This is a genomic window from Moraxella porci DSM 25326, assembly GCF_002014855.1.
GTDB classification, from domain to species: Bacteria; Pseudomonadota; Gammaproteobacteria; order Pseudomonadales; family Moraxellaceae; genus Moraxella; species Moraxella porci.
In genome coordinates this window covers 1-12,339 of record NZ_MUYV01000015.1, presented here as the reverse complement: position 1 = coordinate 12,339, position 12,339 = coordinate 1, and the positions used below count along the sequence as shown (strand labels likewise).

Annotated in this window: 13 protein-coding genes; 9 read left to right on the top strand and 4 right to left on the bottom strand. The window is 46.2% G+C overall.

Annotated features, from left to right (window positions below):
* The coding region (locus B0681_RS09735; RefSeq protein WP_158077936.1) for an ESPR-type extended signal peptide-containing protein at positions 1–2,367 on the bottom strand (2,367 nt) is incomplete at its 3' end.
* 310 nt (positions 2,368–2,677) lie between these two features.
* Here B0681_RS09735 and B0681_RS09730 point away from each other — a divergent pair.
* From B0681_RS09730 to zupT, 7 genes are all read left to right on the top strand, one after another.
* Entirely contained in the window at positions 2,678–3,325 is a 648-nt protein-coding gene (locus tag B0681_RS09730; protein WP_078318536.1) for a LemA family protein, read from the top strand.
* Between the two features lie 39 nt (positions 3,326–3,364).
* A complete protein-coding gene (locus tag B0681_RS09725; RefSeq protein ID WP_228143901.1) occupies positions 3,365–4,555 on the top strand; it encodes a TPM domain-containing protein in 1,191 nt (396 codons plus the stop codon).
* The gene (locus B0681_RS09720) at positions 4,555–5,073 is read left to right on the top strand and encodes a TPM domain-containing protein (protein WP_078318535.1); all 519 of its coding nucleotides are present in this window, start codon (positions 4,555–4,557) and stop codon (positions 5,071–5,073) included. Before B0681_RS09725 ends, B0681_RS09720 begins: the two co-directional genes overlap by 1 nt.
* A gap of 70 nt (positions 5,074–5,143) precedes the next feature.
* Positions 5,144–5,542 carry a hypothetical protein gene (locus tag B0681_RS09715; protein ID WP_078318534.1) on the top strand — a complete coding sequence of 133 codons (399 nt, stop codon included), beginning with the start codon at positions 5,144–5,146 and terminating at the stop codon, positions 5,540–5,542.
* 173 nt (positions 5,543–5,715) lie between these two features.
* Complete coding sequence (gene rplU, locus B0681_RS09710) at positions 5,716–6,027, top strand: 50S ribosomal protein L21 (protein ID WP_078254333.1); 312 nt, start codon at positions 5,716–5,718, stop codon at positions 6,025–6,027.
* A gap of 63 nt (positions 6,028–6,090) precedes the next feature.
* Complete coding sequence (rpmA, locus tag B0681_RS09705; protein WP_078254332.1) at positions 6,091–6,348, top strand: 50S ribosomal protein L27; 258 nt, start codon at positions 6,091–6,093, stop codon at positions 6,346–6,348.
* Between the two features lie 130 nt (positions 6,349–6,478).
* Positions 6,479–7,270, top strand: a complete 792-nt coding sequence (gene zupT / locus B0681_RS09700; protein ID WP_078318533.1) for a zinc transporter ZupT — start codon at positions 6,479–6,481, stop codon at positions 7,268–7,270.
* A 106-nt stretch (positions 7,271–7,376) separates the two neighbouring features.
* Here the strand turns inward: zupT and B0681_RS09695 are convergent, their stop codons facing one another.
* The 3 genes from B0681_RS09695 to B0681_RS09685 all read right to left on the bottom strand — a co-directional run bounded on the left by B0681_RS09695 (position 7,377) and on the right by B0681_RS09685 (position 10,205).
* A complete protein-coding gene (locus tag B0681_RS09695) occupies positions 7,377–8,021 on the bottom strand; it encodes a DUF2057 family protein (RefSeq protein ID WP_078318532.1) in 645 nt (214 codons plus the stop codon).
* A 129-nt stretch (positions 8,022–8,150) separates the two neighbouring features.
* Positions 8,151–8,936, bottom strand: a complete 786-nt coding sequence (locus tag B0681_RS09690) for a DnaA ATPase domain-containing protein (protein WP_078318531.1) — start codon at positions 8,934–8,936, stop codon at positions 8,151–8,153.
* A 156-nt stretch (positions 8,937–9,092) separates the two neighbouring features.
* Positions 9,093–10,205 (bottom strand): AI-2E family transporter, encoded by a 1,113-nt coding sequence (locus B0681_RS09685; RefSeq protein WP_078318530.1) that lies wholly within the window; start codon positions 10,203–10,205, stop codon positions 9,093–9,095.
* A gap of 328 nt (positions 10,206–10,533) precedes the next feature.
* On the opposite strand from B0681_RS09685, the gene purM reads away from it, so the two are divergent.
* Positions 10,534–11,577 carry a phosphoribosylformylglycinamidine cyclo-ligase gene (purM, locus tag B0681_RS09680; RefSeq protein WP_078318529.1) on the top strand — a complete coding sequence of 348 codons (1,044 nt, stop codon included), beginning with the start codon at positions 10,534–10,536 and terminating at the stop codon, positions 11,575–11,577.
* Positions 11,577–12,251 (top strand): phosphoribosylglycinamide formyltransferase, encoded by a 675-nt coding sequence (purN, locus tag B0681_RS09675; RefSeq protein WP_078318528.1) that lies wholly within the window; start codon positions 11,577–11,579, stop codon positions 12,249–12,251. Before purM ends, purN begins: the two co-directional genes overlap by 1 nt.
* Positions 12,252–12,339: the final 88 nt, after the last annotated feature.

Sequence of the window (12,339 nt, the reverse complement as noted above, 5' to 3'; positions counted from 1 at the left end):
CGTAGGCGTAGGCGTAGGCTCTGGTGTTGGTTCAGGTGTCGGCGCGACGGTCTCTTGAACCAGTCTTAGATGAACTTTATTGGCATCAGAATAATCTGCTTCAAAATCAACCAGTGGGTTATTGTCGCTCACCTGCTTAAACTTACCAGCCAATGTGCCAGCGGTAACAACATCATTCCATTTTCCTTCGCTCAATTTTTCTACAGCTTCAGAAGCTTTTACTTCAAGTGTACCACTGCTGATATCGGCAGCGCCTGTTACAGCCAATTTTCCATAATCAGATAGGCTGTTTAATGCTACTTGTAACACCTCCCCGTCTTTCATGCTGTAATCGCCCACCAAGCGCAAAGTGCCTTGATCGATCTGAGTGTTTCCATCCCAAGCTTTGGCTAATGATGCCATGCTTAGTAAGCCAGTCCCTGTTTTGGTTAGGCTGCCCACACCCGTGATACGAGCACCTTGAGAATCATCAAGTAAAAAATTATTGGCTTGAGTATCGATGGTTAAGCCGCCTTGACCGATTTGGATGGTATCTTCAGCTCTAAAGTTTTGAAATAAAAGTGGGTCTTGACCAGTCAGCTTAATGGTGGCGTCATCAAAATAAGCTGAACTTTTGATTGATTGTGGAAATCGGCTGATTTCACCGACAGTAAGTAATACATTATTTGATGCTCTTAACACACCTTTTCCTGTACCGCCAATCACTAGGGCATCTGTGGTTAATTTGGCGTCGTTGTCTAATAATAACTGACCATCGGCATTAGAACCCTCTGCGCCTTGACCGCCGATGTGTACAAGTTTTGTTACATTAATTCTGCCGCCATTACCCGCCATAGCAAGGCCATTGCCTGCAGCACCAATCACCAATTCATCCGCAGTTAATCGACTATAGTCGAGCACAAGCAAGCCTTTGCTTTTATTAAAATTAGCAATATTTACTTTTGAGCTTTTTAGAGTGCTTTCTGTTGCGTGTATCGAACCTTCGCCATAGGTGCCAATATTCAGTAAATCAGTTGTAATAGTGGATCTGTCACTATATATACTGCCTTTTGCTGTTGGGTCATCACCAATGATGATGCGCTCATTTGCAGTGATTTGAGCTTTTTTCAGCTCTAGGTGGCCAATACCCACATCTCCTATTGCCAAACCTTTATCAGCTGTCAATGAAGCATTATTGACAATAATTTTTCCATTGGCACTGCGATTTTTGGTGGCGGTTAAAATATCTTGTTTGCTGTGTACGTGTGCACCATTTTCAATGGTAAGTACGGCTTGACCTTCATAGCCAATCTGAATTTGCTCATCGGATTGTAATTGCGAACCATTACCGCTCACCGTAATGGTGTTATCTTTACTACTGGTATAATATCCAGCAACAATATCTTTGGCTTGGACTGTAGAAGCATTGCGGATATTGAGATGGCCTATACCTTCTACACCTACGCCTAAATTACCTGAATTGAGCTGCGTGTCGAGACTGTTTACCAAAAGTTTGCCGGCATTATCTACAGTCACGGTGCCTACGCCATCAGTGCCATAGCCCAAAGCAACAAAGCGAGTATTTGCAGTACCGCCATCAATATTAACTTCAGCTATGCCATGATTGGCTGCGATCAATTCATTGGTGTTGATGGCTGCTCCACTGTTGGCGACGTTGAGCGTGCCATGACTGCCTTGTTGAGCACCGAGAATGGTACGAAATTCAACATTTAGATTACTGTTTTGCAAAACTGAAACATCGCCTTGGCCTCCATCGCCAATAAAGATTTCATACGTGCTAAGTTTTGATCCATTATTTACATTGATTTGGCCAGTGGCAGTGGCTGATTTTGCCACAGTGATATTTGAGCCGATCGCTGCATTTGAAGCATTATTGATGTTTAAGGTTCCTTTACCTTCGCTGCCAACATGTAGAATATTAGCGGCATATAGCGCGGATTGATTGTCTAAATTAATTTCACCAATGCCTGTTTCAAAGATACCAACCGAAACACTGTCCTTAGAATCGATAATTGCTTGATTTGCGTCCACTTTGGCTTGACCGCTATGACCTATACCGATCATATATGCACCGTTGGTATCTCCGGTCTTAGTCATGTTTAATGCAGCATTGGGATCAATGTTAACAATCATGTTATCTGCAGCATTTGGAGCAAAATAAATAGATTGATCAAAGCTTACTGGTTGTGTCACAGTTTGGTCGGTGCTATATCCAATAGCCGCCACCGCTTCACCACCCATCGCCATCATAACAGCAACAGACAGTGCTTTAAACGACTTACTTTTTCCTTTGCTGCAAGCCAATTCACTCACGCATTGCCACACGCCTGTCGCGTGGTTAAAAATTACTCGATAAGTACGGTTCATAAATATCCTTAAAATATGGGTGCCGTCTGCATGGATTGATGCAAATTGGCAAGCTAAATACCAGTTATTACACATTGATTTACTTAAGTGTAACAATTTGATTATACCAAAATTTGCGAGGGGGGGGGTAGACCAATTAATAAAAAAATCCAAACTTTTTGTTATTTTTGGTAAGTTTTATTGAAAAAGCTGCGCAAAGACTGTATTTTAATAAGCAGCTTATTCTTATTACAGATACACAGATTTTAAATCTGACTATTTGACTATATATCAACATTGATGTGGCTTGCCACGATTTTATGGAGTTGTCATGAAAAAGAATTTACTGGTTTCGCTTATGTTGGCATCGACGCTTAGCTTGTCTGGTTGTGGTTATAATGCCCTACAAGCTCAAGATGAACAAACCAATGCTGCTTGGTCTGAGGTGGTAAACCAATACCAACGCCGTGCTGATTTGGTGCCAAACTTGGTGCAAGTGGTGGAGCGCTATGCGTCGCATGAGCAGGCGGTATTTAGTGAAGTGGCCGAGGCTCGTGCGCGCGTCGGTAGTGTGCAGCTCACGCCAGAGGCATTAAACGACCCACAGGCGATGGCTCAATATCAAGAAGCTCAAGGTCAGATGACCTCAGCACTATCGCGCTTGATGATGGTGTCTGAGCGTTATCCAGAGTTAAAGGCAGATGCTTTATTCCAAGATCTACAAGCGCAGCTTGAGGGTACCGAAAACCGCATTGCTGTCGCGCGCAATCGCTATATCGAAGATGTGCGTACTTATAATACGACAGTTCGCCAATTCCCAACCAACATCACTGCTAAGGTGTTTGGTATGCAAGCCAAGCCAAATTTCACCGTGGAAAATGAAGCTGCCATCTCAACAGCACCAGCGGTGAACTTTGGCAATAATACAAGCAATGCAAACACAGGCAGCGCAGGCACGAATAACGCCACAGCGCAGTGATGCCTTGCTTTAAATTCACCTAAGATATGGGAAACCAAGATGCCACCACAGTTGTCATCTGTAAAATCAGCGATGCAGCAATCGATGTATAAGATGCGATCGGCGATGGCCATGCTCTTATTATCGACGGCATGCGTATTGCCTGCTGCGGCTCAGACAGCCACAGCTGCTGCTGAAAGTTCTTCAAATATCGCCACAGCTTCAGCTGAAGATGAACTGACAGGCGCGATCATTGCTGGTCGCCAAATACAAGGCGCAGCGGCCGATTCACCGTTGGCTGAGTCGGTCAGAGAGTTTGGCAGTGTGATGCATGAGATGACTGATGAGGGTGATCAGGCGACTGAGGGTGATCAGGCGACTGCAGCGACTTCGTCAAGCAGTCAGACGCTGCCCACCTCACAAGCACAGGCCGTCACGCATGATAAGCTGATCTTAAATACGCCTGTCGTCGATGCGGCCAAGATATTAACGCCAGCTGAATACATGCATCTGACTGAGCAGCTACAAAAAATCCATCAAGATAAGCTCGCCCAAGCCGCGCTGGTCATTGTACCGACGACAGAAGGCATGGATATTTTTGATTATGCGCTGGCCGTGGCAGATCGATGGCAGTTGGGGCAGGCTGATACCGATGATGGCTTATTGATTGCTGTGGCGATCAATGATCGAAAGTTGCATATTTTGACAGGCTATGGCTTAGAAGGTGTGCTGCCTGATGCTGCCTTAAATCGCATCATCCGTGAGGATATTACCCCTGCCTTTAAAACAGGCGCTTATGCTCAAGGACTGTCAGCTGGCATCGCCCGCATTGATGAAAGACTGCGCGCTGATCCTGAGTCATTGGCTCGCGCAGATGCGCAAGCTGCATCAGTCAGTGATGAGTCGGTTGGCGTGGATTTGATTGGCTTATTTATCATTGCGCTGATTGCAGGTTCATTTTTAGGCGCGATATTGGGCAGATTCTTAGGAGCGACCATTGGCGCTGGCGGTTTTGTGGCGCTGGCGGTGATGGGTGGATCGAGTCTATTTTTAAGCATCATTGCCGCTGTGATTTTATGGGTATTTATCTTGGCACGCGGCATTGCATTACCGACCTCTGGCGGCGGATTTGGCACTGGTGGTCGCGGTGGTGGCTTCGGCGGCGGTTTTGGCGGTGGTGGATTTGGTAGCGGCGGTTTCGGCGGCGGCGGTGGTGGCTTCGGCGGCGGTGGTGCAGGAGGTTCTTGGTAATGCAAACAATTCAATCCACCAAAAGCATCGCGCGTTTGATGCGTCAGATGCTGTTTGTGCCATCGTTGCACAATCGCTGGCTGACACCTGATGTCAAGCAGTCTTTGGCTAATACGATCACCCAAGCTGAAATGGGTCATATGGGTGAGATATATTTGATCATCGAAAATCATTTGCCCATAGCCACTGCATACCAACAAGACTGCCGCGAGCGAGCATTATACTTATTTGCCACGCATAAAGTGTGGGATACTGAGCATAATACTGGTGTGCTGGTGTATGTGAATCTGTGCGAGCATGATCTTGAGATCATCCCCGACAGAGGCATCGATCAAAAGGCTCATCAAGCCTGCTGGCAAAGCTTGTGCGAACAGACACTAAGCCGCTTTAAATCAGGTCAGATGCAATCAGGCCTGGATGATTTGATACGGCAAATTGGTGAGATTTTGCAGACGCATTATCCAAGCACTGATGCACTTGGCAATGAGCTGTCCAACCAAGTCACTTATTTGCGATAAATGCTGCACTCATCAAAGCAAACACGCTATGCTTATCAGTGCGTAATATATGCAATAAAGGATCAATGCAATGTATGAATGGATGTGGCTCATCGGTCTGTGCTTGCTGCTGCTTATGCTGTTTTTGCTTGCATTATTAAAGCCTAGGCTGCATAAACCAGCCGCAAAACCGTCTAAAAAGCTCATTAAGCAGACTGCTAATATAGATAGCCAAAAGCTAAAAACTCAGCTGGCTGGGCATCTATCAAATTATACGATTGAGGCCAAATCCAATCGTCTGCTGATCAGTCAAGACGGCTCACAGATCGCCATTATCACCCTCGATGATCATGCTGTGATGCGCGAGCGCTTGCTCGATGGGGTGCTGATTTTATCGGTGCCGACACGCTTTGGATCATCGCAGCTGGCACAGATCAGCGATCAGGTGTGCCGGCATGCAGCAAAGCTAGGGCTATCTGATCAGATCTGATAACTGTGATGTGTCTGCAATTAGGCAATAAGACGAATAATTTGATCAAATACTGCTTGCATATCACGATAAATTTTAGTAAAATATCGCCTTATTTTGCATCCTTGTCGTGTTCGTTATCAAGTGCTATCAAGGGATAGCCACGGCACACAGGTTTATCTGGAGAACTCAAGATGTACGCAGTAATCAAAAGTGGCGGTAAACAACACCGTGTTAGCGTTGGCGAGACTTTGAAAGTTGAGCTACTAAAAGCTGAAAAAGGCGCAACGCTAAAAATCGAAGAAGTGCTAATGGTTGTCAATGGCGCTGACATCAAAATCGGTGAACCGCTAGTTGCTGGTGCGAGTGTAGAAGCTGAAGTGGTTGATCATGGTCGTGGCAAGAAAGTGCGTATCGTTAAGCACCGTCGTCGCAAGCACTACCACAAAGAGCAAGGTCACCGTCAATGGTTTACTGAGCTAAAAATCAAAGCCATCAACGCTTAATTCACCACATTAGTATTTGATACCTAGAGCGCACTCAACGGTATCCCAATAGGAGATATTCTCATGGCACATAAAAAAGCCGCAGGTTCTACTCGTAACGGTCGTGATTCTAACCCAAAAATGCTTGGCGTAAAAGTATTTGGCGGTCAAGATGTCGTTGCTGGTAACATCATCGTTCGTCAGCGTGGCACTGAATTCCATGCAGGCGAAGGTGTTGGTATGGGCCGTGACCACACGCTATTCGCTTTGACTGAAGGTGTGGTTAAGTTCGAAACCAAAGGTCAATTTGGCCGTCGCTATGTTTCTGTATTGGCTAAATAATTTTAGTTAATCGGCACAAAGCCAAGACTCATCATGATCCGTCATGGTGGGTCTATTTTGTTTATAGCGTTTGATAATTTTATTAAATTTGATGTATTCATACAATCAATCATAAATCAATGAGTAACTCATGATCGATCATGTTTTGATGGCGTTTGGCATCACTTTAGCAGCTGGACTTGCCACGGTGCTTGGCAGTGCCTTGGTCTTTTTTCAAAAAACCCCAAGCCCGAGAGTATTGGCATTTGGCTTAGCTTTTGCTGCTGGGGCGATGGTTTTTGTGTCTTTGACCGAGATTTTTGGTAAGTCGGTGGATAGTTTTAGCGAAGTGAGTAGCGCAGGCTTTAGCTGGGCGACGGCGGCATTTTTGACTGGATTGCTTGCCATCTTGGCGCTTGATCGCTTAATCCCCAATCCACATGAGACACTGGATGTCAATGATCCACGATTTTTGGATAAAAATCAAAGCTACCTAAGGCGCATCGGCCTGATGTCAGCTTTTGCCATCACAGCGCATAATTTTCCAGAAGGGTTGGCGACATTTTTTGCAACTCTTGAAAGTCCGACACTGGGCGCGCCATTGGCATTTGCGATCGCTGTGCATAACATTCCTGAGGGTATCTCGATCGCAGCTCCGATTTATTTTGCGACACAGAATAAGCGGCTGACGGTCTTGGCGTGCCTGATCTCGGGTCTGGCTGAGCCATTGGGCGCGGTAATGGGGTATTTTATACTCAAGCCATTTTTATCGCCAGAGATTTTTGGATGGGTATTTGGCATTATCGCAGGGGCGATGGTATTTTTGGCGATGGATGAGCTGCTGCCTGCCGCCAAGCGATATTCAGATGGTCATGAGACGGTGTATGGCCTAGTGGGCGGCATGGGGGTAATTGCGATCAGTTTGGCATTGTTTAATTTATAAGCCATCAATCGCAACGCTGCTGCACATGTCGTACTAGATTTTGCCTCAGTGTAGTACATAAAAAGGCTCAATAAAAATTGAGCCTTTTTTTGATGTGTATGAGCGATTATTGACCGATCCATTGGCGGATTTTTTCGCGCTCTTCATCGCTGGCATTGAGCCACAGCTGCATAAATCCATCCAAATTATCAGGATTGGCGCGCGCTGGTGCTGGCGCTTGAGTGGGCGCTGGGGCTTGGCTATTGATGGCGGCGATGGCTTTTTGATTTGAGCTGACCGCCGATTCACCACGACCAAACAAGCCGCCAATGGTGCCTGTGATGCCACTAAGAATACCAGTGCGAGTTTCGCTGATGCTCTCTTGGGTGATGATGGTGCCATTGTGGCTGACAGCTAGGCTAGGCGCTTTGGCGTATTCTTTGGCGGCGGTGTAGTTATTTGGCTGATTTGGCATGATGAGCTGATAAGTTTGGTTATCTGCCAAATCCGCGGTGACGGTGATATTGCCTGATTTTAGGTAATCATGCTCGTTATTGCGCAGGTTAAATAGGCGGTCATAGCGCGCTGTGATCACATGGCGACCTGGCTCAAGGGTGAAATTTTGTTGTAGTGGCTGCAGCAGACCGTGACGAACCTCTTGACCATTGATGGCAGTGACTTTGATGTTATCATCAACTTTCAGTTGTACTTGGGCTAGAGCAGCGGTGCTGATTAAGCTGCTGGCCAATAAAGTGAGCGCGATTTTTTTCATGAATTATCCTTGTGGCTTTGGTTGAAATGTCGCTTTGGCTAAGATCTCGACAATTATGCATAACATAGCATTATTTATAAGATTTTACCAGTCATTTCAAATGCTGTTGATCGGCAATGTGCTACTAGGTCAATGGCGCAACTCTGCTGCAACCGATGGCATCAAGTCGCTTTCGCCAATTTCTAATAAAAAAGTCTGGTGTAAGATGAGGTTTTTGGCCTCGGTGATGGTTTTTTTGGGGATTTGTACGCGTGATAAACGGGTCAGCAGCGGACGAATCTGATCAAGCACGGTGTTGATATCGCCAGCATTGCGTGGGCCTTCATGCAATAGATAATCAAAAATCTCAGCAGGCAGCTTCCAATTTTTCTTTTTTAGGATGGTATCAAGTAAGATGCGACGATCCTCGACATCATCATGATCTGGCAAAGTCAGCATTGGTGCTAACGATAAGCGCGTGTGCAGGTCCAGTAGGCCGATTTGTAACTCGCGTGCTGTGTCATCAGCAAAATATAAAATCTGCTTTTGATGTTCGCGAATGCGATTGATCAGATGAAATAGGCCTTCTTGCCATTCATAGCTTAGGCGCACCAGTTGCAAATCATCGACGATGATCAGATCAAACATCTCAAGACCAACCAACGCGGTGGCGTGAGGATCTTCTTCGATGAGTTCAGATAGGTTTAGGCTAATGGCGCTTTTGCCAGTCATGGAGGTAAAATGATCATAAATGGCGTTGGCCAAATGCGTCTTGCCAAAGCCTAAAGCACCGACCAAAAAAAGCTCGCGTAAGCTGCCATGTACCAATTTATCGATGGCGTCTAGAATGGGACGAAAGCTTTCGGAGCGAAAATCATCGAGCGACGCTTCAGGCCGAATGTCGAGATTGAGTGAATTTTGGATCGCTTGGGTCATGTGACAGCCTTATTTTTGGCCATCAAAATGGCGTAAGCGGCGTTTATAATTATCGTTCGCTGCTTAAGTTTTGATGGCTAAAATATCAGTTCTGGTGTTTTTTGGTATGTATATATACCATATTTTGTGTATGGCAGCAAGTCATTTATCAAAAATTCACAGCTCGTCTTCATCCCACAAGGGCAGCTGCTTGCGACCTTTATGCCATTCGCTGCCCAAATAAGCTTCATAAGCATAATGAAACAGCACATTAATCACTGCCGAGACAGGTAGGGCGATCAGCATGCCGACAAACCCAAACAGCGATGCACCAGCCAAGACTGCAAAAATCACCCATAATGGCGACAGACCGATCTTATCACCCAATAATAAAGGCTGCAACACATAACCCTCGACCGCCTGACCCACCATAAAGGCACCAAAGATCAAGCCTAATGACACCCAGTCCAGCCCAAACTGAAACAATCCTGCGATCAGTGCAGCGATGATGCCAATACCAAAGCCAAGATAAGGCACAAAGCTTGCGATGCCAGCAGTGATGCCGATGATCAGACCAAGCTGTAAGCCAATGAGCTGTAGCTGAATGGCATAGACAGCGCCCAATAGCAGCATCACCAAAAATTGACCTTTGGCAAAATTCATCAAAGCATCATCACAGTCTTTGGCGATGCGGACGACTTTTTTGGTATAGGGCTTTGGAATGGCGGATTTCCAAGTCTGCAGCCGTTGATCCCAACCCAGCAAAAAATAAAAAGTTAAAATCGGGATCAACACGACCAAGCCAATATTATTTGCCGCAGTTAGACCTGAGCTAAAGACTTGTTTGACCAGTCCTTGGACATCGGTGACTTGATAGTTATTTTGAAAATAAGTCAGTGCTGTATTGGAAATCAAATCCAGATCCAGTGGCAACAGTTCGCTATCGGTGTACTGAGCGATCCAAGTGCGACCTGCGTCATTATACCATGCGATGATGCGCGGCAGTGACTCCCATAACAGCTGCGCCTGCGCCCAAAGCATCGGAACAAGCCAAATGATCAAAGTGCTGGTGACGATAAAGCAGCTGACATACACCACAGTGATCGCCAAAATCCGAGGCATGATCAATGATAAGCGCTTGACCAAAGGATTTAAAAAATAGGCCAAAATAAAAGCGGCCAAAAATGGTGCAATCACGGTTTTCATCAAAAATAGTGCATATACAAACAGGCACAGCGCGGCTAAAATAAACAAGCGGCGAAAAAATGGATCGATTCTGGCTGGATACATAAAATTGATAACATTAAATAAAAAGTTGCTGGCTATTGTAGGGGATTTTGTTGGGATTTGCATGTAATTTTATGTGTATTTATTTAAAGTCTGGTAAGTATAAAATCTCATCTTTATGATAACCTTGCCTAACCATCAACCGCGCGGATCTGCCGATGGGTGGCAAAGAGTGATGCCATTGATGCCAAAAATTAGCGATGCAATGATAAAGTGAGCAGAAGTTTGTCACAATTGGCAGAAAATGGCGTGTGAAACGATATTTTTGCTCAAAAATTTGGTATAATTCACCTGATAATTTTATTGATGCTAATTCAACTAAGGGCAAATCATGACACAACAAACTTCACTCAGCTACAAAGACGCAGGCGTGGACATTGACGCAGGCGAGGCGCTGGTTTCTCGTATCAAATCAGTGGCAAAGGCGACGACTCGCCCTGAAGTGATGGGCGGCTTGGGCGGCTTTGGCGCATTGTGCCGTATTCCAGCTGGCTATAAATCACCGCTATTGGTCTCTGGTACAGACGGTGTCGGTACTAAGCTAAAGTTGGCGCTACAGCTGAATCGCCATGAGACCATCGGTCAAGACTTGGTGGCAATGTGTGTCAATGACCTTCTGGTTTGTGGTGCTGAGCCGTTGTTTTTCTTAGATTATTATGCGACAGGTAAACTGGATGTCGATACAGCAGCGACGGTGATCGCAGGTATTGGTGATGGCTGTCAGCTTGCCAACTGTGCCTTGATCGGTGGTGAAACTGCTGAGATGCCAGGGATGTACCAAGATGAAGATTATGACTTGGCAGGTTTTTGTGTTGGTGTGGTCGAAGAGTCTGAAGTCATCACAGGCGACAATGTTCAACAAGGTGATGTGCTGATTGCACTGGCATCAAGTGGTGCACACTCAAATGGCTATTCGCTGATCCGCAAAGTCATCGAAGTGACGGGTACAGATGTGGCGAGCGAAAAATTGGGCGAGCGTTCATTGGCGGATGCACTAATGGCACCAACACGCATCTATGTCAAATCTGTCAATGCGCTTCAAAAATCACTGGGTAATGCCAATATCCATGCGATGGCACATATCACAGGTGGTGGCTTGACTGAGAACTTGCCACGTGTATTGCCTGAGAATTTGGCTGCACAAATTGACACATCAAGCTGGGCACTGCCAGAAGTGTTCCAGTGGCTACAAAAAGGCGGCAACATTGAGACGCTTGAGATGTATCGTACTTTCAACTGTGGCGTGGGCTTTATTCTAGCCATCCCTGCGGACAAGGCTGAGCAAGCGATGAGCGAGCTGTCTGCTAGTGGCGAGACCGTCTGGAAAATCGGTGAAATCGTCGAACGCACCGATAAAGCTGTGGTGTATATCTGATGAGCAATCGTCGTCTAAAAGTCGCTGTGCTAGTCTCAGGCAGTGGCTCAAATCTGCAAGTGATGATCGATGCCATGCAGGCAGGTACGTTGCCCATCGACATCATCGGTGTGATTAGCAATCGTGAAGATGCGTATGCCATCACCCGAGCCAACACTGCCAACATCCCTGTGGCGGTGCTGTCTCATGCACCGAGTGGCAAGCGTATGAGTATCGCCACCTTTGAAAAGCACGCTTTGGCTCAGATCGAAGCTTGGTCACCTGATTTGGTGGTGCTAGCAGGCTTTATGCGTGTGCTATCAGCTGAATTCATCCATGCCGTGCCATGTGCGATGATTAATTTGCATCCGTCACTATTGCCTGCTTATAAGGGGCTGGATACTCATGCACGAGTGGTTCGCTCGGGTGATCAGCATCATGGCTGCAGCGTGCATTTGGTGACGCCTGAACTCGATGCTGGACAGGTATTGACCCAAGCTTGGCTGTCTGTCGATGCGCATGATACCACTGAGGGTCTTGGTAAGCGAGTACAAAAGCTTGAGCATCAGCTCGTACCAGCGACTTTGGATTTGATCGCCAAAAATGTACTGGAGCTTGATGCCATCAAGGCAGGGCGGACAACTGGACTTTTGAAGTTGCCATTACGATTTTGGCTGCATGAATCACAAGAATGATCAAAGGCGTCTTAGGGCGCTTTTTTATGCCTTGTGTGACGATGTGTATATAAATAAAAAGCCCTTGGCAATGAACCGCACCCCAAAA